Raw genomic sequence first — 23,450 nt, forward strand, 5'->3', positions numbered from 1 at the left:
TCAATTTACGGGCGAATATCGGGGGAGGACCCATGTTCCACGCATCAATGACTTTCGATCTGGGTGACGAGATCGGCGCGCTGCGCGATATGATCCACCGTTGGGCACAGGATCGCGTGAAACCGATGGCGGCCAAGATCGACACGGACAACAGCTTTCCGCCCGAACTTTGGCCCGAGATGGGTGAGCTTGGTCTACTTGGCATTACCGTGTCAGAGGAAGACGGTGGGGCGGGCATGGGCTATCTCGCCCATACGGTCGCTGTCGAGGAAATCGCACGGGCCAGCGCTTCGGTCTCTCTCAGCTACGGTGCGCATTCGAACCTTTGTGTGAACCAGATCAAACTGAATGCCACCCCCGAGCAGAAGGCAAAGTACTTGCCCGGATTGGTCAGCGGGGAAAATGTCGGCGCGCTTGCCATGTCGGAAGCTGGCGCTGGCTCGGACGTTGTGTCGATGAAACTGCATGCCGAGAAACGCAATGATCGCTTTATCCTGAACGGTACGAAGTATTGGATCACCAACGGACCGGACGCCGATACGCTGGTTGTCTACGCCAAGACTGATCCGAACGCTGGTGCCCGGGGCATGACAGCATTCCTGATCGAACGCAGTATGGTCGGGTTCTCCACATCCCCACATTTTGACAAGCTTGGTATGCGGGGGTCGAACACGGGTGAGTTGATCTTTGAAGATGTCGAGGTCCCGTTCGAGAACATCCTTGGCCAAGAGGGTCACGGCGTGGCCGTCCTGATGTCGGGCCTGGACTATGAACGGGTTGTTCTGTCGGGGATTGGCCTTGGCATCATGGCGGCATGTCTGGATGAGGTCATGCCCTATGTCACCGAACGCAAGCAATTCGGTCAGCCCATCGGAAACTTCCAATTGATGCAGGGAAAGATCGCAGACATGTATGCCGCGATGAACTCGTCCCGCGCCTATGTCTACGAAGTCGCCAAGGCCTGTGATCGGGGCGAGGTCACGCGGCAGGACGCGGCTGCATGCTGTCTCTATGCGTCCGAGGAAGCCATGAAGCAGGCGCATCAGGCCGTTCAGGCCATGGGTGGCGCAGGATTTCTGAACGATGCACCCGTTGCGCGGATTTTCCGCGACGCAAAGCTGATGGAAATCGGGGCGGGAACATCGGAAATCAGGCGCATGCTGGTGGGGCGTGAGCTGGTTTCGGCCATGATGTGATGCCGCGCCAGGTTGTCATTACAACGGCCACTTTGGTTGTTCTGGCCGCGCTCGGTGGCTTCTGGCTGGGCCAGCGGCAGGTGAACCTGGACGCGACTGGTGTGATCGAGGCAGTCGCCGATGCCCATGTGGCAGCACATGGCGGCGATCGCAGCCAATGCGTTGGGTGGCCCGGGGATGACAGCGCTGTCTTTTTGGTTCGTTGCGGTGCATCACTTTATGCTGTGGACAGGTGGGGGCGTGTCTCTTTGATTGATCAGGAGGGCGGTGCATGAACATGGCGGCCCAATGCCTGAAACATCCCGACGAACAGGTCTCAATCATTGATCTCGCACCAACCGGTCGTGTCGACGTGACCTATGCCGATTTGTCCGAGATGGTGGACGGATTGGCCCGCGCTTTGCAAGCCGAAGTGAGACCGGGTGATCGCGTGGGCGTGTTGTTGTCACAGTCGCCTTGGTGCGCTGCGGCGCATCTGGCGATCTGGAAAATTGGCGCGATTTCAGTGCCTTTGTTCAAGTTATTCAAGCATGATGCGTTGCAGTCTCGTATCAAAGATGCGGCGATTCCTTTGGTTTTGACGGATCCGGAAGGTGCCGCACTGGTTGGGGAGCTGGCCCCGTGCTGGCAGGCCGATCAGGCAGGCATCCCGGGTGATCCTGTGCCTTTCGCATCTGCGACGGCAAAAACTCCGGCCGTTCTCATCTACACATCCGGCACCACCGGCAGCCCGAAGGGCGCACTGCATGGGCACGGGGTTCTGGACGGCCACTTGCCCGGTGTCTCGCTCAGCCATGATGAGCTGGGCCGGGCGGGCGATTGTTTGTGGACACCGGCGGACTGGGCCTGGATTGGTGGCCTCTTTGATGTGTTGATGCCGGGGCTTGCCTTGGGCGTGCCCGTTGTCGCCGCACGCATGCCAAAGTTCACCGTGGAAGGTTGCCTGAAAACTATCGAGCAAGCATCTGTACGGAATGTGTTTTTCCCTCCAACGGCTCTGCGCATGTTGAAAGCTGAGGGTGCTCGGATTAGCGGATTGCGGTCGGTTGCCAGCGGCGGCGAACCATTGGGCGCGGAAATGCTCGCCTGGGGTCGGGACGCGCTGGGTGTTACGATCAACGAGTTTTACGGCCAGACGGAATGCAACATGGTGGTGACGTCCTGCGCCGCACAGTACGAGACCAAGTCCGGGTGCATGGGCCGCCCGGTGCCCGGGTTTGATGTGGCGATCATCGATGAGGATGGCAGCATAACGGAAGGTGAGGGCGACATAGCGGTCAGGCGTGGCGCACCATCAATGATGCTTGAGTATTGGCAGCGCCCGGGGGCCACAGCAGACAAGTTTCGAGGAGAGTGGATGCTGACCGGGGATCGTGGTCAACAAGACGGGCCCGATATCCGGTTTGTTGGACGCGATGACGATGTCATCACGTCGGGCGGTTATCGTATTGGACCGGCCGAGATTGAAGACTGCCTGCTGACGCATCCGGACGTCGCCACTGTTGGTGTCGTTGGAAAGCCCGACGCACTAAGGACTGAGATCGTCAAAGCCTACGTTGTGCCTAAACTGGGTAGGCATCCGGATGCGAAGTCTTTGCAAGCTTTCGTCAAAGACCGGCTCGCAAACTATTCATATCCAAGGGAAATCGAATTTCTGGATGCCTTGCCCATGACCGTCACAGGCAAGGTTATTCGCAAAGAGCTCAAGGCGCGCGCGGTCCGCGAGGTGCAGGACTGATGCGCGCCTTGGCCTTAGAAGCGCCGCACGTAGGCAAAGTTCAGAACGATTGGATCAATCTCGGCGGTGCCGACGTTTGCACCGTTCAGGGTCACGTCGCTGTCGATGTCGATCCAACGGATGTTGGCCCGGAAGGCGTCACGATCACTGATCGCATAGTCGACACCGGCCTGCACAGCCACACCCCAGCTGTCATCCAGCTCGAGGTCGCCAAGACGCGAGGATTCGTCCGAGAAGGTGGTGTAGTTCACACCGATGCCCAGATAGGGTTTCCAGGCGGAATCAGTGGGGAAGTGATAGTTGACCGACAAGGTCGGAGGCAGGTGTTTGACCGACCCGATATCGCCCGAGGTGGACAAGGATACGTCGTGTTTAAATTGGGTTGCGGCCAAAAGTTCTATGCCCCAGTTGTCGGCAAAGAAGTATTCACCGGTAATGGTCAGCGCATAGCCGTCATCGACATCTGCAGTTTGAGAGGCAACGGTCCCATTGTCAGAGTCGGGGAAAACCCCACCCAGACCGACACCAAGGGTCCAGTCCCCTTTCGATTGAGCGGCTGCGCCACCGGCAAGAGCCAGCACTGCGCAGGCGGCGATTACGAATCTACTGGTGTGTTTCATCTCTTTTTTCACCTGTTTTTGAGTTCCTGCGTATCTTTTGCCCAAGCGGCAATTTCTCGCGATGATCCAGATCAATCGCAGTCACAATTCGGTTGCGACATTCCGTCCGCCAATCTCTCTACATACGGAGTTATGCCATGCGCCTGACCTCTTCGGTCCTGACCGGGTCCGACGATTTTCGTTCCAACCGCGCGGCGCATCTGGACGCTTTGCGCGTTGTTGAAGAGGCGGCGCACGCGGCGGTGCAAGGCGGCGGCGAACGGTCACGCGACCGGCACATCAGTCGCGGCAAGATGTTGCCGCGTGATCGTGTGGCAAACCTGTTGGACCCCGGTTCGCCTTTCCTTGAGGTTGGGGCGACGGCGGCGCATGGGCTCTATGACGGCGCGGCGCCCTGTGCGGGGGTGATTGCAGGTGTGGGGCGCGTCATGGGGCACGAGGTCATGGTGGTGTGCAACGACGCCACTGTGAAGGGCGGCACCTATTACCCGATGACCGTCAAGAAGCATTTGAGGGCTCAGGAGATCGCGGAACAGAACCATCTGCCCTGCATCTATCTGGTCGACAGCGGTGGTGCGAACCTCCCCAATCAGGACGAGGTTTTCCCGGATCGTGACCATTTCGGGCGCATCTTCTTCAACCAGGCGCAGATGAGCGCAAAGGGCATTCCCCAGATTGCGGTCGTCATGGGGTCTTGTACGGCGGGCGGCGCCTATGTCCCTGCCATGTCCGACGTGACAATCATCGTGAAGGAGCAGGGCACGATCTTTCTGGCCGGGCCGCCACTGGTCAAGGCCGCCACAGGCGAGGTCGTAAGCGCCGAAGACCTTGGTGGCGGCGACGTACACACGCGTCTCTCTGGTGTGGCCGACTATTTGGCCGAGGATGATGCGCACGCACTGGCTTTGGCGCGTAGAAGCGTTGGCAACCTCAACCTGCGCAAGCCGACCACCGTCACGCTGCAAAGTGTTGAGGAACCTGCTTATGACCCCGAGGAAATCCTTGGTGTCGTGCCTGCCGACCTGCGCACACCTTATGACATTCACGAGGTGATTGCGCGGGTCGTTGACGGTTCACGCTTCGATCCGTTCAAGGCGCGGTTTGGCGAAACGCTGGTCTGTGGTTTTGCCCATATCAAGGGCGTGCCCGTCGGCATCATCGCCAACAACGGTGTGCTGTTTTCCGAAGCGGCTCAGAAGGGCGCGCATTTTGTCGAACTGTGTTCGCAGCGCAAAATTCCCCTGGTGTTTCTGCAGAATATCACTGGCTTTATGGTTGGCCAAAAATACGAAAATGAAGGGATCGCGCGCCACGGGGCCAAGATGGTGACGGCTGTGGCGACCACGTCGGTGCCGAAGGTGACGATGCTGGTCGGTGGATCCTTTGGCGCGGGCAATTACGGCATGGCCGGGCGCGCCTATTCCCCAAGGTTCCTTTGGTCATGGCCGAACTCGCGCATATCCGTCATGGGCGGCGCACAAGCCGCGGGTGTGCTGGCCACTGTGAAACGGGACGGGATCGAGCGGGGCGGGGGCACATGGTCCGCCGAGGAAGAGGCCGCGTTCAAACAGCCGACCATAGATATGTTCGAGGAACAGTCGCACCCGCTCTACGCCTCTGCGCGCCTTTGGGATGACGGTGTGATTGATCCCCGCAAAGCGCGGGACGTTTTGCACCTCAGCCTGTCCGCAGCCCTGAATGCACGGATTGAGGATACACGCTTCGGCGTGTTTCGGATGTGATGCAGGTGTTCCGGGGGCAGGTTGACGGCATGTTTGAATTGAAAGGCAAAGGGCATGTTCTTCAACTTACAGAAGTTCTTGGTCACCCGCGCAAGGGTATAACTTTGAGCGTGGTTGGCCAGCGATGCCGGGTCGTCGAAGTCGGGCGCAATTCAACCGATGGTCAAGCAGTGTCGACCCGTTCGTGTTTGACTGGAAAGCCTGTCGCTCCTTATGGACACGTCTTGGTCAAATGGATCTCCGAAGCCCCACTGGCAAGCGATATTCATGGGAATTGGGTTGAAGAGGAAATTCATTGATGTTCGACACAATCCTCATTGCAAACCGGGGCGAAATTGCGTGCCGTGTTATGGAAACTGCCCAAGCCATGGGTGTGCGTTGCGTGGCGGTGTATTCTGAGGCCGACGCGTCAGCCAAACATGTGCAAATGGCAGACATGGCTATGGCTATCGGTGGCGCGGCTCCTGCTGACAGCTACCTGAAAGGCGACGTGATTGTTCAGGCCGCGTTAGACACTGGTGCGCAAGCCATCCATCCCGGCTATGGCTTTCTCTCCGAAAACCCGGATTTCGTGGAAGCGGTCGAGGCGGCGGGTCTGGTCTTTATCGGACCATCAGCGCAAGCAATCCGGGCCATGGGGCTCAAAGACGCGGCCAAGGCCCTGATGGTCGAGGCCGGGGTGCCTGTTGTGCCCGGCTACCATGGCGCGGATCAGTCCGACGACCTTTTGGCGGCCGAGGCGGGCAAGATGGGTTATCCCGTTCTGATTAAGGCCGTTGCAGGCGGCGGTGGCAAAGGTATGCGCCTTGTGGAAAGTGCCGCGGACTTTGCCGATGCGCTTGCCAGCGCCCGAAGTGAGGCGCAGACCGCCTTTGGCAATCCCGATGTGCTGGTCGAAAAGTTCGTAACGCACCCCCGGCATATCGAAGTGCAGGTCTTTGGCGACGGTACGAACGCTCTGCATCTCTTTGAACGCGACTGTTCGCTGCAGCGCCGTCACCAGAAGGTCATCGAGGAGGCGCCAGCGCCCGGCATGACAGACGAGATGCGGGCGACGATGGGGGCTGCCGCCGTGCGGGCAGCGGAAGCCATCGGTTACAAGGGGGCAGGGACGGTTGAGTTCATCGTTGATGGCTCCGGCCCGCTGCGCCCAGACGGCTTCTTTTTCATGGAAATGAACACGCGCCTGCAAGTGGAGCACCCGGTGACAGAGGCGATCACCGGCGTCGATCTGGTCGAATGGCAATTGCGCGTCGCGGCGGGGGAGCCTTTGCCTGCCGCGCAGGACGTTCTGTCGATTTCGGGTCATGCGTTCGAGGCGCGGCTTTATGCCGAGGATGTTCCCGCCGGGTTCCTGCCCGCAACCGGGACACTGACGCATCTGAGTTTCCCGGATATGGCTCGGGCTGATAGCGGCGTGCGCGCAGGGGATGAGATCAGCCCGCATTACGATCCTATGATCGCCAAGGTCATCGTGCACGCGCCGACGCGTGATATTGCCCTGAAACGCTTGTCGCAAGCATTGGCAAAGACACAGGTTGCAGGGACGGTGACCAACCTTGCTTTCCTTGGCGCGCTGGCGGGGCACGAGGGCTTTGCGGCTGGCGAGGTAGATACCGGCCTGATTGCGCGCAACATTGATGTCTTGACCACGCTATCAGAGGTTCAGCCAAGGCACGCCATTGCGGCTGCGATGGCTGTGTCCGGTCTGGATGGCGTTGTCTCCAACGCCGGGTTCACTCTCTGGCAGCCACTGCGACGCTCAGTACCGCTGATGTATGGCGACGACGTATTGGAGTGCTGTGTCGAGGTTCTGGATCAGGACACGCAGCGCTGGCATCTTGATGGAACCGATGTGTTAGCCGAGCGACAGCAGGGACAATGGACGGTCGATGGTCAACTTGCTCCGGATGTGCACGTTGCCGATGGTATCGCCACGGTCTTTGACGGCTATGGAATTGCGTTCCAAATTGTCGACCCTTTGAATGTGAACGCCACGGCGGCGGGTGACGGCAATGTGGTCGAGGCACCGATGCCCGGTCTGGTCAAGGCGGTGTTCGCTGCGCCAGGGGCGGTTGTGGCCGAAGGCGATAGGCTCGCCATTCTCGAAGCGATGAAAATGGAGCACGTCCTACTGGCGGCCCGCGATGGAACGGTGGCCGAGGTGTTGGCGTCCGCAGGCGATCAGGTGGTCGCTGGCGCTGCGCTGGTGCGGTTGGAGGATCAGGCGTGATCACGCTGCATCACTGCCCCCAAACCCGGTCCATGCGGTCGCTATGGTTGCTGCACGAATTGGATGTGGACTTTCGGGTCCACGTGCACCCATTTGATAAATCGTTGCGCGCCCCGGAGTTCTTGAACCTCAGCCCCGCTGGTCGGGTCCCCGCGCTTGAGATTGACGGTCACCGCATGTTCGAAACCGGCGCTATCACGCAGTATCTGTGCGAGCGTTTCAGCCCCGATGGGCTTGGCCGCAGCCCCAGTGCGCCGGAGCGCATGGATTGGTTGGTCTGGGTGCACTTCGCGGAAACCGTCAGCCAGCACGCGGCTGCGCTGACGCAGCAACATGTTGTTCTCTATGATGACAACATGCGCAGCCCGACCGTGATGAAGCTTGAGGCGGCGCGTCTGGGAAAGTGTTATGACGCGATCGAGGCGCGCTTGTCCGACCCGTCCGCTGAACGCGATTATCTGCTTACGTCAGGGTTCTCTGCTGCGGATGTTTCCGTTGGGCAGGCTGTCTATATGGCGCGGTACTTCCGTACCTTTGATGATCATCCAGCCTTGGCGCGCTGGTTTGAGCGGATCACCGAACGCCCGGCATTTCAGGCAAGTTTGCCGGATGTGTCCGACCGGCTCTATGATCAAGACTTCTATCCTGCTTGGGAGGCATAAATGGACGCGGTTGAAATCTACGAAGTTGGACCGCGCGACGGTCTGCAGAACGAGGCTGGAGAGATCCCCGTTGCAGACAAGATCGCCCTTGTCGACAAACTGAGCGCAGCAGGCTTTCGGCGGATCGAGTGCGCGAGCTTTGTCAGCCCCAAATGGGTGCCGCAGATGGCGGGCAGCGCCCAGGTTCTGGCGGGTATTACCCGTGCACCCGGTATCCGCTATGCCGCCTTGACCCCGAACATGCGCGGTTTTGACGACGCGCGAACCGCTGGAGCGGATGAAATTGCGGTGTTCGGCTCGGCCAGCGAAGGGTTTTCGCGCGCCAACATAAACGCCAGTATTGACGAGTCACTGGATCGGTTTGCCCCCGTCATCGATGCCGCGCGCGCCGTCGATCTGCCCGTGCGGGGCTATGTTTCTTGCGTGGTGGAGTGCCCCTACGACGGCACGGTCGAACCCGAGGCAGTAGTGCGCGTCGCGGACCGCCTGTTCGCCATGGGCTGCTATGAAATCAGTCTGGGGGACACCATTGGGCAGGGCACGCCAGACGCGGTCGCGCGCATGCTGCTTGCCGTGCGTGACGTGGTGCCAGTGGGCCGTCTTGCCGGGCATTTCCACGACACCAATGGAAAGGCGCTCGACAACATTGATGCATCTCTTGCGCTGGGTGTTCGGGTCTTTGACACCGCCGTTGGTGGTCTGGGCGGATGCCCCTATGCGCCAGGGGCGGCGGGCAATGTTGCGACTGAAGCGGTGGCTGCGCATTTGACACGTCTGGGATACGAGACCGGGCTTGATCAAACCTTGATCGAAGAAGCTGCCGAGTTGGCGCGCAGCATGCGCAATACCGCATAAGGCAAGGAAAAGAACCGTGACTGACACTCTTTCGATCACTGTCGATCCACGCGGCGTTGCAACACTTCTGCTGAACCGCGCGGACAAGCACAATGCGATGAATGCGGCCATGATTGCGGACCTGCACAAGGCAGCCAAGGCGCTGGGCAGCGACGACGCTGTTCGTGTTGTCGTGCTTGCCGCCGCCGGCAAAACCTTCTGCGCGGGTGGCGATCTGGGCTGGATGCGTGAGCAGATGCAGTCGGATGCGGACACAAGAGCGCATGAAGCTGGCAAGCTCGCTCATATGCTGCACGCATTGAACACAATGCCGAAACCCCTCATCGGTGCCTTGCACGGCAACGCCTTTGGGGGCGGGGTTGGCATGGCGTCGGTCTGCGATGTGGCGATAGGGGCTGATCACATTAAGTTGGGACTGACCGAGACTCGGCTTGGCATTATTCCAGCAACAATTGGTCCCTATGTGGTCGCGCGAATGGGCGAGGGGCGTGCCCGGCGCGTATTCATGTCTTCGCGGCTGTTTGATGCGTCCGAAGCGGTTGAGCTTGGCCTTTTGGCCAAAGCGGTGCCGGCGGATGATCTGATGCAGGCCGTCGAGGACCAAGTGACCCCGTATCTGAACTGTGCACCCGGCGCCGTCGCCGCCGCCAAGGCATTGGCGCGGGAGTTTGGTTCCCGGATTGATGACCAGACGATTGCCACGTCCATTGCAGCACTGAAAGCACGCTGGGAAACGGAAGAGGCCGCAGAAGGCATTGACGCTTTCTTTGCCAAGCGCAAAGCAACCTGGGTGCGGGCCTAGTCTTCGTCCGTACCGGCAAAGGCAGAACGTTTCCTGCGCAGCGCGGTTGAGACAAATTCGGTAAAGGTGGCGATGCGTGGTACCGCACGCAAATCTGCATGGGTCAGCACCCATATGGGCAGGTAAGGCATAAGCGGGAGGCCGGGCACGCGGGCAAGGTCCGGATCCGTGTCGCCGATAATGCAAGGAACACGCGAGGCGCCAAGATCGGCCCGTATCGCCCCCAGCATGGCCACCATGTCATCAAGGGCCATTGCGGTTCTGGTATTGGGATATGTGGCCATCACTTCCTTGGGCGTTGGCTGCCAATGCAGAAAGCGCAGCCAGTGCAAACGGCGATTGGGGTCGCTTTCCAGCTTTGCGATATAGGCTTTGCTCGCATAAACAGCGGATTTCTGGACCGCCACTTGCCGTCCGACCAGATCCGGATCGGGAGTGTCCGAGATTCGAATGGCCACGTCAGCTTCGCGTTCTGCAAGATTCAGCGTTTCAATGCTGCCTATGATCGTCAGCTCGATGTCGGGGTGCGCTTGTGCAAAATCGCCAAGGATTGGCGCAAGCACAGACTGCACCATCAAATGGGGGGCCGTGACGGTCAACGGACCGCTTAAGGCAACATCGCGTGCGGCAATCGCACGCGACAGGCTGGCATGCTCGATTTCAAATGCTTCTGCGGTGCGGGCTGCATCACGGCCGGCTTGTGTGGGCACATATCCAGAGGGGCGGCGGTCAAAAAGTGATGTTCCAAGCGCCGCTTCTGCTGCCGAAATCCGGCGCGAGACAGTGGCGTGATTGACCCCAAGCGCCCGAGATGCGCCGCTTATACCGCCGTGCCGAACAGTCTCCAGAACATATTTCAGATCACTCCAATCCATATCGCCCTCGTCCTCACTGCCACACTTGATCATTTTTGCACATGGTTTGCGCAAATACTCTCATTTTCCTCACAGGTCGGGCGTGGTCAAGATATGTGGAAACTCCAAAAGCAATGGATGGAAAACATGACCACGCATGCCGTCGTGATGATGCGGATCACAAACTCGGAAAGCCTGGCTCAATATCGTGAGCAGGCTGCTGATGCACTTGCCCGCCACGGTGGGGAAGTGGTGCAGGCTTCTCCTGATCCGATTGCACTTGAGGGCGCGCCAGTGATGCCAGACGTGCTTGCGGTCCTGCGGTTTCCTGATCGCGCTGCCGCTGAAGCGTGGAAAGCCGACCCAGAGCTGCAGAGCATCCATGAATTGAGACGCGCCAGCGGTGGCTCGGATATAATACTGATGTGATTGCTGCGTGACTCAAAGCAATCGTTTGTGCAATCGTTGGACGCAAACGCAAAGTCCGATGGGCGGGTCAGCCCTTCGGATCGTTTTTGTTTTACCTAGCGTCAACATTTCGATATTTCTCATTGAGTACGCTGCGCTATACTGCGCATGACGGGTTGCGTAGTGGATCTAGAAAGATGGCAGATTTTGCATTTGATTTCAGCCATACGGACGAGTTTGATAAACTTGCGCGTGCCATAAAAACGAAGCTGAACTGCCAAACAAGCATGATCAGTGTACGGCAAGACGACGCGATCCTTGCTTTGGGTCATTCGACCAAGTCAACGCAGCTCGAAGATCGCCTGTTTGCCGCGCAGGACACGATCTGCACGTACACGGTGAAAATCCGGGCGCCGCTGCGTGTGGTTGATGTTCCAAGCCATAGTTGCTGGCGCCACGCGCCGGTTACGACAACCCTGAACATAGGCGCTTACCTGGGGGTGCCTGTTCGGTTGAACGAAGGCAACCCAATCGGCGCCGTGTGCGTGCTCTCAAGTGCGCCGCGCATCTGGAGTGATGAAGAGCTTGCTTATCTCGAGACAATTGCTGACCTGATCGGCAGTAAAATTGAGCGCCTTATGCTGCGATACGAGCAAAAGGCACTGAGTGATGCGCTTGCTGAGAATGATGCAATCCTGACTACACTCGCCGAGACAAGCGGCAAAGCCATCACTGTTCACAATGATGCAGGCGAACTGGTCTTTGCCAATGCCGCACTTCGGGCGGATTTGGAACTTACATATCAGGAACTGCTGACACTGCCGCATGTCGCGCAGCGGCTCGCCAGTGATGGCGCAAGGTCCGGCGCGGTATCGGTCAGCGCGCCAGGTCGTCCAAGCCAGGCACTGCACGTTCAGCTCTACGCGCCGAAGGAAGGACTGACGCTCGCCGAGTGGAGCAGGAGCGACGCGTCGATCACATTTATCTGAAGACGCTGCGTCGAAATCACCCGGTAATTTCCGCGTCTTCGTGCACCTGCCTTTATTGACGCTGCCGGGTGGCGCGCGTAAACCCGTTGTCAGCCAATCATGCCACTTGACCTGGCGCACTCACGCTCGCGCCAAGAAAAGGAGCCCAACGTGGAAGAGATGTTGCGGGAGTATCTCCCCATTCTCGTATTTCTGGCCGTCGCCATTGGCCTCGGACTTGTCCTGATCCTAGCTGCTGTGGTCCTTGCTGTACGCAACCCGGACCCTGAAAAAGTGTCGGCTTACGAATGCGGGTTCAACGCATTTGATGATGCGCGTATGAAGTTTGATGTGCGGTTCTACCTCGTGTCGATCCTTTTCATCATCTTTGACCTCGAAATCGCCTTCCTCTTCCCCTGGGCCGTGGCCTTCAAGGATGTGAGCATGGTCGGTTTCTGGTCCATGATGGTGTTCCTGGGCGTTCTGACCATCGGCTTTGCCTATGAATGGAAGAAGGGGGCGCTGGAATGGCAATGACAGACACCGCCGGTCCCGCCTATGCAGGTGGAGACAAGGACCATGCCGCGCAGGCCCTGAATGCCGAGCTTCAGGATAAAGGCTTCCTGCTCACGTCAACCGACGACATCATCAACTGGGCGCGCACCGGTTCGCTGCACTGGATGACTTTTGGCCTCGCCTGCTGCGCGGTCGAGATGATGCACACCTCCATGCCGCGCTACGACCTCGAACGCTTCGGTACCGCGCCCCGCGCGTCGCCACGCCAGTCCGACTTGATGATCGTGGCAGGTACGCTGACGAACAAAATGGCACCCGCCCTGCGCAAGGTCTACGACCAGATGCCCGAGCCGCGCTATGTGATCTCCATGGGCTCCTGCGCCAATGGCGGTGGCTACTACCACTACAGCTATTCCGTGGTGCGCGGCTGCGACCGCATCGTGCCGGTCGACGTCTATGTCCCCGGCTGCCCACCCACAGCCGAGGCACTGCTTTATGGCATCCTGCAGCTGCAACGCAAAATCCGCCGCACCGGGACGATCGTACGGTGATGTCTATTGAGTTCAGCAAGCCTGATTTGGAAGTGGCCAAGCTTTCAGCTTCAAAACGGCTTGCGGAGATTTTGACGGTATCCGGTGCAACCCCTTGCGATGAGTTGTTGGAATTTACTTCAAATTTCGACAACCAAAAGGATGCGCTGAAGTGTCGGGCCGCAGTCAAAGACGCGTTCTCCGCAGGAAATGCTTTTGTAGGTGCAGCCAAGCTCCATGCTTTGGTTTTCACCAACCACGAAAATAGCTCGATCGAACTGATCGTAGAAGCAGTGTGGCGACTTGAGGCCACCAAAATTGCAGAAGCGGTTCTTGGAATGGATCACTACGCCAAAGAGTTTGGAGGCAGCAGAGTGACTTGGAAACTCGCCGATACAGAAGACACTGGCAGTAGGGTGCACTAAATGTCCGAAGCAATGACCGAACTTGGCACCTATCTCGAAGCCAAGCGCCCCGATTGCGTGCTGGCGTGGGACGTCACCCATGGCGAGCTGAACATCGACGTGGCCCCGTCCAGCCTGACTGGCTTTGTCGAATTCATCACCTCTGACAGCACCTGCAAGTTTTCGTCGCTCGTAGATATCACCGGCGTCGACTACCCCGGCCGGGCCAAACGGTTCGACGTCGTCTACCACTTCCTGTCGATGTACCAGAACCACCGCATCCGCCTGCGCGTTTCGATCCGCGAGGACCAGATCGTGCCGTCACTGGTGGACATCCACCCCTCGGCCAACTGGTTCGAACGCGAAGTATTCGACATGTTCGGCATCCTGTTCTCGGGCCACCCGGACCTGCGGCGTATCCTGACGGACTACGGCTTCCGCGGCTATCCGCTGCGCAAGGATTTCCCGACGACGGGCTATACCGAAGTCCGCTATGACGAGGCGGAAAAACGCGTCGTCTACGAACCCGTGTCGCTGGTCCAAGAATACCGCCAGTTCGACTTCATGTCGCCTTGGGAAGGGGCCGAATACATCCTTCCGGGTGATGAGAAAGAAGCGGAGGCGAAGTAGTGGACATGATCTGGTGGCTTCTGATCGCTGCGGCAAGCATCATCCCGATGTTCAAGCTGCTGCCCCATTTCGGGATCAACCAGTACTGGGCACTGTTCTGCATCCTGCCTGTGGGCACCATCGTACTGCTCTGGGTGATGGCGATGAAGCTGCAAGAGCTGGAGAAGCGGTGATGTGGTTTGATGTGATCAACACTGCGATTGCGGCAGCTGGCTTGGTGTTGGCTACTGCTCCCCATTTTAAAAAACAGGTAGCCCGCAGGGGACTCGGAATCCCCCGAAAAGCTAATGATTTCAATGCGCAACTTGCCAGTGGTCACCCTCTTGGTCACACGCTCGGTAAAGGAAAGGGGCGATGATGGACGGCTCCAAATTCGACGACGCCCTTACGGGCGAACAGAAAATCCGCAACTTCAACATCAACTTCGGCCCGCAACACCCTGCGGCGCACGGGGTTCTACGGCTTGTCCTCGAACTGGATGGCGAGATTGTGGAACGCTGCGACCCGCATATCGGCCTGCTGCACCGTGGCACCGAAAAGCTGATGGAAAGCCGGACCTACCTGCAAAACCTGCCCTATTTCGACCGGCTCGACTACGTGGCACCCATGAACCAGGAACACGCCTGGTGTCTGGCCATCGAAAAGCTGACAGGCGTCGAGGTGCCCCGCCGCGCAAGCCTCATCCGCGTGCTCTTCTGCGAGATCGGCCGCGTCCTCAACCACCTGCTGAACATCACCACGCAAGCGCTCGACGTGGGCGCGCTCACGCCGCCGCTCTGGGGCTTTGAAGAGCGTGAGCAGTTGATGATCTTCTACGAACGGGCCTGCGGCGCACGCCTGCACGCGGCGTACTTCCGCCCCGGCGGTGTCCATCAGGACCTCCCGCCCGAACTGCTCGATGATATCGAGGAATGGGCCCACAAGTTCATGTCCGGTTTCATGGAGGATATCGATGGCCTCCTGACCGAAAACCGCATCTTCAAACAGCGTAACGCCGATATCGGCATCGTGACCGAGGATGACATCCTGAAATACGGCTTCTCGGGCGTCATGGTGCGGGGCAGTGGCCTCGCCTGGGACCTGCGCCGCTCGCAGCCCTATGAATGCTACGACGAATTCGACTTCCAGATCCCTGTGGGCAAGAACGGTGACTGCTATGACCGCTACCTCGTCCGGATGGAGGAAATGCGCCAATCTGTGTCGATCATCAAGCAGGCCATCGGCAAGCTGCGGGATTGCCCCGGCGACATTCTGGCGCGCGGCAAGATCACTCCGCCGTCACGCACCGACATGAAAACGTCGATGGAAGCGCTGATCCACCACTTCAAACTCTACACCGAAGGGTTCCACGTGCCCGAGGGCGAAGTGTATTGCGCGGTCGAAGCGCCCAAGGGCGAGTTTGGCGTGTACCTTGTGGCCGACGGATCCAACAAACCCTACCGCTGCAAAATCCGCGCGCCGGGCTTCCTGCACCTGCAAGCGATGGACTACATCTCCAAAGGGCACCAACTGGCCGACGTCGCCGCAATCATCGGCACCATGGACGTGGTGTTCGGGGAAATTGACCGCTGATCCACCTTCATCTTGCCAAATAAACTTCCGCCGGAAGCTCCCGCAGTTTCCACGCAGACCAAGGGAAGACCATAATGCTCCGCCGTCTCCACTCAGAACAACCAGACAGCTTCGCGTTCACCCCGGACAACCAGGCATGGGCCGAAGCGCAGATCACCAAGTACCCCGAGGGCCGTCAGGCCAGCGCCATCATTCCGCTGCTGTGGCGTGCGCAGGAACAAGAGGGCTGGCTGACCCGTCCGGCGATCGAAGCAGTCGCGGACATGCTGGACCTCGCCTATATCCGCGCGCTGGAAGTGGCCTCTTTCTACTTCATGTTCCAACTACAACCCGTTGGTTCTGTTGCCCATATTCAGGTTTGCGGCACGACATCCTGTATGATCTGCGGGGCTGAAGATCTCGTCGCGGTCTGCAAGGACAAGATTGCCCCAAAAGCGCATCAGTTGTCCGTCGATGGCAAGTTTTCATGGGAGGAAGTCGAATGCCTCGGCTCCTGCGCCAACGCGCCCATGGCCCAGATCGGCAAGGATTATTACGAAGATCTGACCGCTGCGCGGATGGGAGAAATCATCGACGAACTGGCCGCTGGCACAGTGCCAACGCCCGGGCCGCAGAACGGGCGCTACGCGTCAGAACCCTTGAGCGGTCTGACCAGCCTCAAGGAATTTGACAGTGGGCATACGAAATACAACGCCTCTGTTCAGCTCGCCACGGACATTGGCGACACGGTCAAGCGTATCGACGGGGCCGAGGTGCCATTGCTGGCACCATGGGGGAAGGCGAACGCATCGGCGGATGCCAGCAACGCCAATGAAAAGCCTGCCGCGAAGGTGGCGAAGGCCAAGGCGAAATCCAAAGCGGACGCACCGGTAACGAAGAATAAATCCAAGGAAAAACAAAAGGGTACCGCTGTCCCCGCGGGGACAAAACCCACGTTGCTTTCGGAAGCACGCGATGGCGGGGCGGACGATCTCAAGCTGATCAAAGGCGTCGGACCCAAGCTGGAGGGTGTTCTGAACGGCATCGGCGTGTTCCACTATGACCAGATCGCAGCCTGGAGTGATAACGAAGTCGCTTGGGCGGATCAGAACCTCGTGGGCTTCAAAGGTCGGGTGAGCCGTGACAATTGGGTCACGCAGGCGCAGGCCCTCGCGCGGGGAGAAGAGACAGAATTTTCCCAACGCGCGAAAAAAGACGATATCTATAAAGAATAACATCCTTAAACAGGAGAGGTATCGTTATGAACAAGAACGAGGGAATGATCAGTTGCGCAGTGGGCTGCTGGCTGGTCGCGCTGCTGGGTGGTGTTTTGGCAGCGATGCTGCTGATGGTGCTGGGCGGTTGGACGTTTATGCAGGGCGTGTTTATGGGCGTCGTTGTATTTGTCGTCGCCGGTGCGCTTCTCAGCTGGATCATTTGCAAACCGCTACCGGCGGTCGGCGAAGCATCAGTTGACGCGGCGAAACCGGAAGAGGCTCCGCGCCCTGCTGCAAAATCGACAGCTCCAGCCGCTGCAGCCTCCGCAGCTACGACCGCAGAACCGGAGATCAAACCTTCGACACCGTTGCCGGGCGAAGCTGATCTAGCGGCACGCAAGGGCGAATGGAAATACGAGGCTGAGCCGAAGGCCGACGAAAAGCCAAAGGCGAAGAAAGCTGCCAAGAAACCCGCGGCCAAGAAAAAAGCCGCCGAGCCAGCCGCTGCGCCAGGCGAGGGCACCAAGCCCGAGACGCTTTCAGCCGCACGCGAGGGCGGTCCTGACAACTTGAAAGAGATCAAGGGCGTCGGGCCAAAGCTTGAGGCGCTTTTGCATTCAATGGGCTTCTATCATTTCGATCAGGTTGCGGGCTGGGGTGCTGACGAGGTGGCCTGGGTTGATCAGAACCTGCAGGGTTTCAAGGGCCGTGTTAGCCGCGACGACTGGGTCGCGCAGGCCAAGATTCTTGCCGAGGGCGGTGAAACCGAGTTCTCCAAGAAGGTTGGCAAGGGCGACGTTTACTAACGCATGTCTGATCAGCTTGATCCGAAACTGGCCCGGCAGGGTCGTATCGCGGCCCTTGTCATTGCAGGGGCCGCTTTGTTGTCTGTGTTCGCGCCGGTGATTGTGCAGGGCCTTGGTTTACCTGCGCGTTACGAAATTCTGATTTTGCTTTTTGCACTGGCTGCGTTCATTTGGTCTCTGGTGGTTGCCATCAGGATTTGGCAAAAGAGCCGCGACAACTGATGGCCCCGCGCACAGGGCTTCAAGGCAAAGGATAACACCCATGCTGGCTGACAAGGATCGTATCTTTACCAATATCTACGGTATGCACGACCGCACGCTGAAAGGTGCGCAGGCGCGTGGGCATTGGGATGGCACGGACAAGCTGATCCAGAAGGGTCGCGACTGGATCGTGCAAGAGATGAAGGACAGCGGCCTGCGCGGTCGTGGCGGTGCTGGATTTCCCACCGGCCTGAAATGGTCCTTCATGCCCAAGGAAAGTGACGGGCGTCCAAGCTATCTTGTTGTAAACGCAGATGAATCAGAGCCGGGCACGTGCAAGGACCGCGAGATCATGCGCCATGATCCGCACACGCTGGTCGAAGGGTGTTTGATTGCGTCCTTCGCTATGAACGCTAACGCTTGCTACATCTACATCCGTGGCGAATACATCCGGGAAAAGGAAGCGCTGCAGGCAGCCATTGATGAAGCCTACGACGCTGGCTTGGTTGGCAAGAACGCCGCAGGGTCAGGCTGGGATTTCGAAATTTACCTGCACCATGGGGCAGGGGCCTATATCTGCGGTGAGGAAACCGCCCTGCTTGAATCGCTCGAAGGCAAGAAGGGTATGCCCCGCATGAAGCCGCCATTCCCGGCGGGCGCGGGCCTTTATGGTTGCCCGACCACCGTGAACAACGTGGAATCCATTGCGGTTGTTCCGACGATCCTGCGCCGTGGCGCGTCGTGGTTCTCTGGCTTTGGTCGTCCGAACAACGCCGGGACCAAGCTGTTCGCGATCTCTGGCCATGTGAACAACCCCTGTGTCGTCGAAGAGGCGATGTCCATCAGCTTTGAAGAGTTGATCGAAAAGCATTGTGGCGGCATTCGCGGCGGATGGGATAACCTCAAGGCCGTCATCCCCGGCGGGTCGTCTGTTCCTTGCGTGCGCGGAGAGAAGATGAAAGACGCCATCATGGACTTCGACTATCTGCGGAACGATCTGCAGTCGGGTTTGGGCACGGCGGCGGTGATCGTGATGGACCAGTCGACCGATATCATCAAGGCGATTTGGCGGCTGTCCAAGTTCTACAAGCACGAAAGCTGCGGTCAGTGCACGCCATGCCGCGAAGGCACGGGCTGGATGATGCGCGTGATGGACCGTCTGGTGCGCGGCGAGGCGGAGGTCGAAGAGATCGACATGCTGCTCGACGTGACCAAGCAGGTCGAAGGGCACACGATCTGTGCGCTGGGTGACGCGGCGGCTTGGCCGATCCAGGGGCTGATCCGGAATTTCCGAGATGAGATTGAGGATCGGATCGCAGGCAAGCGGATCGCGGCGGAGTGATGTTACCAGTGCGATGAGAACTGAGTGAGGTAAATTTGCCCAGCGACGATCAAGATAACATCTCACACTTAGGTCTAAAGATTGGCATCGTCTTTGGAGGTCTGCTTGGCGCATTCTTGCCAGAAATGATGCCGGTTGGGCACTTAACAACTCCGCCAGTTGTGGTGTTCTTCATGATTATCGGTTGCGTACTCGGTGGGATCGTAGGGCTTATCGTGGGTGCATTTGTACCCGATATTTTGTCTAGCATCGAAAAGTCTGTCCGAACGCTTTTGGATATTCCTAGAAGCCTTTCGCAAGCAATTCTGTCATTGTTCCGTTTCTTGGGGAGCTACTGGTGGGTGATTGTTGCCTTGCTGATTGGTTACTTGGTGGCTTCGCGATCCGGTGGTTAGAAAAAAACGATGCACCTCGCTGAATTCAACATCGGCACTCTAAAGTACGACTGGGAAGATCCGCGCGTGGCGGACTTCCTAAACAACCTCGACCGTGTCTATGACATCGCGCGTCGCAGCCCCGGCTATGTCTGGCATCTGGAAGGCGACGAGATGGAAGCGGCGCAGCTTGACCCGAATGGCCCGCTGGGTGGCAATCCACGCACGGCCAGCACGCTATCGGTCTGGAAAGACGTCGAAAGCCTGCACAACTTCACATTCAACACGGTTCACAAGCAATTCTATGACCGCAAGGGCGAATGGTATGATCCGGATCAGGGGTTGCGCTTTGTCATGTGGTGGGTGCCGGAGGGGCACAAGCCTACGATCAGCGAGGCAATCGACCGCTTCCATCATCTTGAAAACCATGGCAATACTGACGACGCCTTTGGCTGGGATCACCTGCCGCAGTAAGGCCAGAACCCCGGGGGAGGAGACCGCATTGACCAAGACAAGAACCCGTGCACTGCCAGATATGCGCCCAGCACTTTTGACCGGTGCACTGCTGATCGCGGCTTTGCTGCTGTCTGCTTGTCAGGAACGGCGTTCCGAGCGTGTCGCCTTTGATGGCGTGTTTTTCCGGGCAAGTTCAGGCAAAGTCGACAAGCAGCGGGAACAATTCGAAGTAAGCGTGAGCCCGGTCTCTGCATCCCTTGAGGGTGCCCGTGAAGCGGGGCGCTATGAAGCCGTGCGCTATTGCATCAATCAGTTTGGTTCTTCTGATATCGCTTGGATCGAAGGGCCGGATGCCGAGGACGGCAGGCTGCGCATTTCCGGAGATAAGCTGCTCTTGCGAGGCACCTGCACGCCGGCGTGATAACAACCCGTTTTCAAGGCGACATTTTGCGTCCTGACGGGTTGTGTCGGCCCGTGTTATTGCATAGCACAGACCTGCTTTCCCACATGGCGTCAAAGTGATGCAGCACGTGGAGAGAAAATGATGCGCGCGATGACCATGGCCTTGATCCTTAGCCTGACTGCCGGGATAGCCTCGGCGAAGCCACACCTTCGGGATGTGCCTGAAATCGACGGTACCATTCTGGCGATTGGGATCGCGGACGAGATCCGCAAGAACTGCCCGAGTATTTCGGCCCGGATGTTTAGGGCGTTTAGCGTTGCGAACGGGTTGAAGGCCCGTGCCCGGAACCTGGGCTACTCGGATGAAGAGATTGATGCCTACCGCAATTCTGACGCTGAACGGGAGCGGCTGAAGGCAAAGCGCAGGGCGTATCTGAAACAAGGCGGCGTGACCGCTAGCCAGCCGGCAAGCTACTGTGCGCTTGGCCGCGCAGAAATCAAAAAAGGCGGCCAGATCGGCGCCCTACTGAGGATGAACTGACGCATGAGCGACCTCCGCAAGATCATCATCGACGGCAACGAGATCGAGGTGGACGGGGCAATGACCCTGATCCAGGCCTGTGAAGAGGCGGGGATCGAAATTCCGCGCTTCTGTTATCACGAGCGTCTGTCGATCGCTGGCAATTGCCGGATGTGTCTTGTGGAAGTTGTGGGCGGTCCACCCAAGCCCGCGGCGTCCTGCGCGATGCAGGTGCGTGACTTGCGCCCCGGTCCCGAAGGGCAGCCGCCGGTCGTGAAAACCAATTCGCCCATGGTCAAGAAGGCCCGCGAGGGCGTGATGGAATTCCTGCTGATCAACCACCCGCTGGATTGCCCGATCTGCGACCAGGGCGGTGAGTGTGATCTGCAGGATCAGGCAATGGCTTACGGTGTCGATTTCAGCCGCTTCCGCGAGCCAAAGCGTGCCGTGGATGATCTGGATCTTGGTCCGCTTGTTGAAACCCACATGACCCGCTGTATCTCCTGCACCCGCTGCGTGCGGTTCACGACCGAGGTCGCGGGCATTACGCAGATGGGTCAAACAGGCCGAGGTGAAGACAGCGAGATCACGTCCTATCTGGGCGAGACATTGGATTCGAACCTGCAGGGCAACATCATTGATCTGTGCCCCGTGGGTGCACTGGTGTCGAAACCCTATGCGTTCACCGCCCGTCCTTGGGAACTGACCAAGACCGAGAGCATCGACGTGATGGATGCGCTTGGGTCCTCCATCCGCGTGGACACCAAGGGCCGCGAGGTCATGCGTTTCCTGCCGCTCAACCACGACGGCACGAACGAAGAATGGATTTCCGACAAGACCCGCTTCGTGTGGGACGGCCTGCGTCGTCAGCGGCTTGATCGGCCGTATATCCGCGAGAATGGCAAGCTGCGTCCAGCTTCTTGGGGTGAGGCATTGGGCAAAGCGTCGGATGCGATCAAGGGCGCGTCTTCGCTCGCCGGTTTGGTCGGTGATCTGGCTTCGGTTGAAGCCGCCTATGCGCTCAAGGAGCTGATCGAAGGGCAGGGCGGTCTCGTCGAATGCCGCACTGATGGCGCGAAGCTGCCCTCGGGCAACCGGGCCGCATATGTCGGGACGGCTGCTGTTGAAGACATCGACACAGCTGAAGCAATCATGCTGATCGGCACCAACCCGCGTCTGGAGGCGCCCGTGTTGAACGCGCGTATCCGCAAGGCCTGGGCACGTGGCGCCAATGTGGGTGTGATCGGTGAGATGCCGGACCTGACCTATGAGGCGAACCACATCGGGACAGATGCAACCGTCATCAATGATCTGCTCAAGCGTGATCATTCAGAGGTGCAGGAAAAGCCGTCGATCATAGTTGTCGGCATGGGTGCCCTGACCCGGGGTGATGGCGCGGCAATCCTTGCCGGGGCGCAGGCGCTGGCGGAAAGCACCAAGTCGGGCCTTATGATCCTGCACACGGCAGCGGGCCGCGTCGGTGCGATGGATATTGGCGCCACAAATCCTGATGCAATGACGGCCATTGAGAAAGCGGATGTCATCTACAACCTTGGCGCCGATGAAATCGAAATCGGTGACGGGGCGTTTGTCATCTACCAGGGCAGCCATGGCGACCGCGGCGCGCATCGTGCCGATGTGATCCTGCCGGGGGCGGCCTACACCGAAGAAGGCGGGCTGTTCGTCAACACCGAAGGGCGACCACAGCTGGCGCAACGCGCTGGTTTCGCACCGGGCGAAGCCAAGGAAAACTGGGCCATCTTGCGTGCGCTGTCGGGTGAGATGAGCGCAACGTTGCCCTACGATAGCCTTGCTACTTTACGTCAGAAACTGGTGGGCGACCATCCGCACCTCGGCGATGTGGATGTTGTTGCGGAAAATACTGGGGACGCGTTGGAAGCTGGCAAGATTGAAGGTGGGGTTCTGACTTCGACCGTCAGCGATTTCTACCTGACCAACCCGATTGCCCGTGCCAGCCAGTTGATGGCCGAACTGAGCGCCAATGCCAAGGCGCGCCGGACCGAGGCAATGGCCGCCGAATGAAGGCCAGTTGGCTCATATCCCTGACACCGCTTATGGCCTGCGAACCCGTGCCGACAGCTGAACAGTTCATCCCCGACTACCGTGGGGTCGAAACGAAGCTCTTGGCCGAGGATCTTGTGCAGTTTGATGTTGAGATGACCAACGCGCTGACAGCAGCCGATGTTGAGGACTACGCCGAATGTGTCGCCGCTGGATATACGTTGATCCGGGGTTGGGGATTTGCGCGTCATTTGCGCACAAATGTGAATGAAGAGGCTGGCGTGTGGAGAGCGGATGCTGTTTACACGATTTCGCCAGCCCTCCCGCGTGGGATCAAGACCATCGACGCCGAAGTCGTGGCCGCTGCCTGTGCGGAGAGGGGAATACCGACGGTGTGAGGA

At 58.8% G+C, this 23,450-nt stretch carries 29 protein-coding genes; 27 read left to right on the top strand and 2 right to left on the bottom strand.

Annotated features, from left to right (window positions below; genetic code table 11):
* The first annotated feature begins 32 nt into the window (after positions 1-32).
* The 3 genes from Q1A51_RS08225 to Q1A51_RS08235 are packed head-to-tail and all read left to right on the top strand — an operon-like array spanning position 33 to position 2,934.
* Complete coding sequence (locus Q1A51_RS08225; RefSeq protein WP_299597521.1) at positions 33-1,196, top strand: isovaleryl-CoA dehydrogenase; 1,164 nt, start codon at positions 33-35, stop codon at positions 1,194-1,196.
* Positions 1,196-1,471 carry a hypothetical protein gene (locus Q1A51_RS08230; protein ID WP_299597518.1) on the top strand — a complete coding sequence of 92 codons (276 nt, stop codon included), beginning with the start codon at positions 1,196-1,198 and terminating at the stop codon, positions 1,469-1,471. The genes Q1A51_RS08225 and Q1A51_RS08230 overlap by 1 nt, the downstream gene beginning before the upstream one ends.
* Positions 1,468-2,934, top strand: coding sequence for an AMP-binding protein (locus Q1A51_RS08235; RefSeq protein ID WP_299597515.1), 1,467 nt, complete (start codon positions 1,468-1,470; stop codon positions 2,932-2,934). The genes Q1A51_RS08230 and Q1A51_RS08235 overlap by 4 nt, the downstream gene beginning before the upstream one ends.
* Positions 2,935-2,948: 14 nt before the next feature.
* On the opposite strand, the gene Q1A51_RS08240 is transcribed toward Q1A51_RS08235, so the two are convergent.
* Positions 2,949-3,554 carry an OmpW family outer membrane protein gene (locus Q1A51_RS08240; RefSeq protein ID WP_299597512.1) on the bottom strand — a complete coding sequence of 202 codons (606 nt, stop codon included), beginning with the start codon at positions 3,552-3,554 and terminating at the stop codon, positions 2,949-2,951.
* A 137-nt stretch (positions 3,555-3,691) separates the two neighbouring features.
* On the opposite strand from Q1A51_RS08240, the gene Q1A51_RS08245 reads away from it, so the two are divergent.
* From Q1A51_RS08245 to Q1A51_RS08270, 6 genes are read left to right on the top strand one after another with little or no spacing between them, the layout of a single operon-like run.
* Positions 3,692-5,296, top strand: a complete 1,605-nt coding sequence (locus Q1A51_RS08245; RefSeq protein WP_299597509.1) for a carboxyl transferase domain-containing protein — start codon at positions 3,692-3,694, stop codon at positions 5,294-5,296.
* Positions 5,297-5,325: 29 nt separating this feature from the next.
* Entirely contained in the window at positions 5,326-5,595 is a 270-nt protein-coding gene (locus Q1A51_RS08250) for a hypothetical protein (RefSeq protein ID WP_299597506.1), read from the top strand.
* Positions 5,595-7,529: an acetyl/propionyl/methylcrotonyl-CoA carboxylase subunit alpha gene (locus Q1A51_RS08255; protein WP_299597503.1), complete on the top strand. Its 1,935-nt coding sequence runs from the start codon at positions 5,595-5,597 to the stop codon at positions 7,527-7,529. Before Q1A51_RS08250 ends, Q1A51_RS08255 begins: the two co-directional genes overlap by 1 nt.
* Positions 7,526-8,191, top strand: a complete 666-nt coding sequence (locus Q1A51_RS08260; protein WP_299597500.1) for a glutathione S-transferase family protein — start codon at positions 7,526-7,528, stop codon at positions 8,189-8,191. The genes Q1A51_RS08255 and Q1A51_RS08260 overlap by 4 nt, the downstream gene beginning before the upstream one ends.
* The gene (locus Q1A51_RS08265; RefSeq protein WP_299597497.1) at positions 8,192-9,046 is read left to right on the top strand and encodes a hydroxymethylglutaryl-CoA lyase; all 855 of its coding nucleotides are present in this window, start codon (positions 8,192-8,194) and stop codon (positions 9,044-9,046) included.
* 16 nt (positions 9,047-9,062) lie between these two features.
* On the top strand, positions 9,063-9,848 hold the full coding sequence (locus Q1A51_RS08270) for a crotonase/enoyl-CoA hydratase family protein (protein WP_299597494.1): 786 nt from the start codon (positions 9,063-9,065) through the stop codon (positions 9,846-9,848).
* Here Q1A51_RS08270 and Q1A51_RS08275 read toward each other — a convergent pair.
* Positions 9,845-10,756 (bottom strand): LysR family transcriptional regulator, encoded by a 912-nt coding sequence (locus Q1A51_RS08275; RefSeq protein WP_299597491.1) that lies wholly within the window; start codon positions 10,754-10,756, stop codon positions 9,845-9,847. The two genes, Q1A51_RS08270 and Q1A51_RS08275, sit on opposite strands and share 4 nt — an antisense overlap.
* Before the next feature lie 93 nt (positions 10,757-10,849).
* On the opposite strand from Q1A51_RS08275, the gene Q1A51_RS08280 reads away from it, so the two are divergent.
* The 18 genes from Q1A51_RS08280 (at position 10,850) to Q1A51_RS08365 (ending at position 23,447) form a co-directional block, all read left to right on the top strand.
* Positions 10,850-11,131: a DUF1330 domain-containing protein gene (locus Q1A51_RS08280; protein ID WP_299597488.1), complete on the top strand. Its 282-nt coding sequence runs from the start codon at positions 10,850-10,852 to the stop codon at positions 11,129-11,131.
* Between the two features lie 176 nt (positions 11,132-11,307).
* Positions 11,308-12,099: a GAF domain-containing protein gene (locus Q1A51_RS08285; RefSeq protein WP_299597485.1), complete on the top strand. Its 792-nt coding sequence runs from the start codon at positions 11,308-11,310 to the stop codon at positions 12,097-12,099.
* A 150-nt stretch (positions 12,100-12,249) separates the two neighbouring features.
* A complete protein-coding gene (locus Q1A51_RS08290; protein ID WP_299549776.1) occupies positions 12,250-12,615 on the top strand; it encodes an NADH-quinone oxidoreductase subunit A in 366 nt (121 codons plus the stop codon).
* Entirely contained in the window at positions 12,612-13,145 is a 534-nt protein-coding gene (locus Q1A51_RS08295; protein ID WP_299200639.1) for an NADH-quinone oxidoreductase subunit B family protein, read from the top strand. The genes Q1A51_RS08290 and Q1A51_RS08295 overlap by 4 nt, the downstream gene beginning before the upstream one ends.
* The gene (locus Q1A51_RS08300; RefSeq protein ID WP_299200638.1) at positions 13,145-13,549 is read left to right on the top strand and encodes a hypothetical protein; all 405 of its coding nucleotides are present in this window, start codon (positions 13,145-13,147) and stop codon (positions 13,547-13,549) included. The genes Q1A51_RS08295 and Q1A51_RS08300 overlap by 1 nt, the downstream gene beginning before the upstream one ends.
* On the top strand, positions 13,550-14,158 hold the full coding sequence (locus Q1A51_RS08305) for an NADH-quinone oxidoreductase subunit C (RefSeq protein WP_299597480.1): 609 nt from the start codon (positions 13,550-13,552) through the stop codon (positions 14,156-14,158).
* A gap of 5 nt (positions 14,159-14,163) precedes the next feature.
* Positions 14,164-14,331: a hypothetical protein gene (locus Q1A51_RS08310; protein WP_299549899.1), complete on the top strand. Its 168-nt coding sequence runs from the start codon at positions 14,164-14,166 to the stop codon at positions 14,329-14,331.
* 184 nt (positions 14,332-14,515) lie between these two features.
* Positions 14,516-15,730 (top strand): NADH-quinone oxidoreductase subunit D, encoded by a 1,215-nt coding sequence (locus Q1A51_RS08315; RefSeq protein ID WP_299599644.1) that lies wholly within the window; start codon positions 14,516-14,518, stop codon positions 15,728-15,730.
* 74 nt (positions 15,731-15,804) lie between these two features.
* Complete coding sequence (gene nuoE, locus Q1A51_RS08320; protein ID WP_299597477.1) at positions 15,805-16,944, top strand: NADH-quinone oxidoreductase subunit NuoE; 1,140 nt, start codon at positions 15,805-15,807, stop codon at positions 16,942-16,944.
* A 26-nt stretch (positions 16,945-16,970) separates the two neighbouring features.
* Positions 16,971-17,732 (top strand): endonuclease, encoded by a 762-nt coding sequence (locus tag Q1A51_RS08325; RefSeq protein ID WP_299597474.1) that lies wholly within the window; start codon positions 16,971-16,973, stop codon positions 17,730-17,732.
* A gap of 3 nt (positions 17,733-17,735) precedes the next feature.
* Positions 17,736-17,954 carry a DUF5337 domain-containing protein gene (locus tag Q1A51_RS08330; RefSeq protein WP_299200630.1) on the top strand — a complete coding sequence of 73 codons (219 nt, stop codon included), beginning with the start codon at positions 17,736-17,738 and terminating at the stop codon, positions 17,952-17,954.
* A gap of 40 nt (positions 17,955-17,994) precedes the next feature.
* On the top strand, positions 17,995-19,275 hold the full coding sequence (gene nuoF / locus Q1A51_RS08335) for an NADH-quinone oxidoreductase subunit NuoF (RefSeq protein ID WP_299597471.1): 1,281 nt from the start codon (positions 17,995-17,997) through the stop codon (positions 19,273-19,275).
* 35 nt (positions 19,276-19,310) lie between these two features.
* Positions 19,311-19,670 carry a hypothetical protein gene (locus tag Q1A51_RS08340; protein ID WP_299597468.1) on the top strand — a complete coding sequence of 120 codons (360 nt, stop codon included), beginning with the start codon at positions 19,311-19,313 and terminating at the stop codon, positions 19,668-19,670.
* Between the two features lie 9 nt (positions 19,671-19,679).
* Positions 19,680-20,123 (top strand): DUF3291 domain-containing protein, encoded by a 444-nt coding sequence (locus Q1A51_RS08345; protein WP_299597465.1) that lies wholly within the window; start codon positions 19,680-19,682, stop codon positions 20,121-20,123.
* Positions 20,124-20,151: 28 nt separating this feature from the next.
* A complete protein-coding gene (locus Q1A51_RS08350; RefSeq protein ID WP_299597462.1) occupies positions 20,152-20,526 on the top strand; it encodes a hypothetical protein in 375 nt (124 codons plus the stop codon).
* Positions 20,527-20,646: 120 nt separating this feature from the next.
* A complete protein-coding gene (locus Q1A51_RS08355; RefSeq protein ID WP_299597460.1) occupies positions 20,647-21,048 on the top strand; it encodes a DUF5333 domain-containing protein in 402 nt (133 codons plus the stop codon).
* A gap of 3 nt (positions 21,049-21,051) precedes the next feature.
* Positions 21,052-23,070: an NADH-quinone oxidoreductase subunit NuoG gene (gene nuoG, locus Q1A51_RS08360; protein WP_299597457.1), complete on the top strand. Its 2,019-nt coding sequence runs from the start codon at positions 21,052-21,054 to the stop codon at positions 23,068-23,070.
* Between the two features lie 32 nt (positions 23,071-23,102).
* Complete coding sequence (locus Q1A51_RS08365; RefSeq protein WP_299599642.1) at positions 23,103-23,447, top strand: hypothetical protein; 345 nt, start codon at positions 23,103-23,105, stop codon at positions 23,445-23,447.
* The last annotated feature ends 3 nt before the right edge of the window (positions 23,448-23,450 follow it).

The organism is uncultured Tateyamaria sp., from assembly GCF_947496075.1.
Taxonomy (GTDB): Bacteria; Pseudomonadota; Alphaproteobacteria; order Rhodobacterales; family Rhodobacteraceae; genus Tateyamaria.

Excerpts from the sequence above, each read along its gene's own strand:
- Q1A51_RS08235 (WP_299597515.1), top strand. The coding sequence starts at position 1,468 with ATGAACATGGCGGCCCAATGCCTGAAACATCCCGACGAACAGGTCTCA.
- Q1A51_RS08275 (WP_299597491.1), bottom strand. The coding sequence starts at position 10,756 with ATGATCAAGTGTGGCAGTGAGGACGAGGGCGATATGGATTGGAGTGAT.
- Q1A51_RS08280 (WP_299597488.1), top strand. The coding sequence starts at position 10,850 with ATGACCACGCATGCCGTCGTGATGATGCGGATCACAAACTCGGAAAGC.
- Q1A51_RS08250 (WP_299597506.1), top strand. The coding sequence starts at position 5,326 with ATGTTTGAATTGAAAGGCAAAGGGCATGTTCTTCAACTTACAGAAGTT.
- nuoF (WP_299597471.1), top strand. The coding sequence starts at position 17,995 with ATGCTGGCTGACAAGGATCGTATCTTTACCAATATCTACGGTATGCAC.
- Q1A51_RS08225 (WP_299597521.1), top strand. The coding sequence starts at position 33 with ATGTTCCACGCATCAATGACTTTCGATCTGGGTGACGAGATCGGCGCG.
- Q1A51_RS08305 (WP_299597480.1), top strand. The coding sequence starts at position 13,550 with ATGTCCGAAGCAATGACCGAACTTGGCACCTATCTCGAAGCCAAGCGC.
- Q1A51_RS08255 (WP_299597503.1), top strand. The coding sequence starts at position 5,595 with ATGTTCGACACAATCCTCATTGCAAACCGGGGCGAAATTGCGTGCCGT.
- Q1A51_RS08330 (WP_299200630.1), top strand. The coding sequence starts at position 17,736 with ATGTCTGATCAGCTTGATCCGAAACTGGCCCGGCAGGGTCGTATCGCG.
- Q1A51_RS08355 (WP_299597460.1), top strand. The coding sequence starts at position 20,647 with ATGATGCGCGCGATGACCATGGCCTTGATCCTTAGCCTGACTGCCGGG.
- Q1A51_RS08325 (WP_299597474.1), top strand. The coding sequence starts at position 16,971 with ATGAACAAGAACGAGGGAATGATCAGTTGCGCAGTGGGCTGCTGGCTG.
- Q1A51_RS08300 (WP_299200638.1), top strand. The coding sequence starts at position 13,145 with ATGTCTATTGAGTTCAGCAAGCCTGATTTGGAAGTGGCCAAGCTTTCA.
- Q1A51_RS08365 (WP_299599642.1), top strand. The coding sequence starts at position 23,103 with ATGGCCTGCGAACCCGTGCCGACAGCTGAACAGTTCATCCCCGACTAC.
- Q1A51_RS08295 (WP_299200639.1), top strand. The coding sequence starts at position 12,612 with ATGACAGACACCGCCGGTCCCGCCTATGCAGGTGGAGACAAGGACCAT.
- Q1A51_RS08345 (WP_299597465.1), top strand. The coding sequence starts at position 19,680 with ATGCACCTCGCTGAATTCAACATCGGCACTCTAAAGTACGACTGGGAA.
- Q1A51_RS08265 (WP_299597497.1), top strand. The coding sequence starts at position 8,192 with ATGGACGCGGTTGAAATCTACGAAGTTGGACCGCGCGACGGTCTGCAG.
- Q1A51_RS08245 (WP_299597509.1), top strand. The coding sequence starts at position 3,692 with ATGCGCCTGACCTCTTCGGTCCTGACCGGGTCCGACGATTTTCGTTCC.
- Q1A51_RS08230 (WP_299597518.1), top strand. The coding sequence starts at position 1,196 with ATGCCGCGCCAGGTTGTCATTACAACGGCCACTTTGGTTGTTCTGGCC.
- nuoE (WP_299597477.1), top strand. The coding sequence starts at position 15,805 with ATGCTCCGCCGTCTCCACTCAGAACAACCAGACAGCTTCGCGTTCACC.
- nuoG (WP_299597457.1), top strand. The coding sequence starts at position 21,052 with ATGAGCGACCTCCGCAAGATCATCATCGACGGCAACGAGATCGAGGTG.
- Q1A51_RS08310 (WP_299549899.1), top strand. The coding sequence starts at position 14,164 with ATGATCTGGTGGCTTCTGATCGCTGCGGCAAGCATCATCCCGATGTTC.
- Q1A51_RS08285 (WP_299597485.1), top strand. The coding sequence starts at position 11,308 with ATGGCAGATTTTGCATTTGATTTCAGCCATACGGACGAGTTTGATAAA.
- Q1A51_RS08240 (WP_299597512.1), bottom strand. The coding sequence starts at position 3,554 with ATGAAACACACCAGTAGATTCGTAATCGCCGCCTGCGCAGTGCTGGCT.
- Q1A51_RS08315 (WP_299599644.1), top strand. The coding sequence starts at position 14,516 with ATGGACGGCTCCAAATTCGACGACGCCCTTACGGGCGAACAGAAAATC.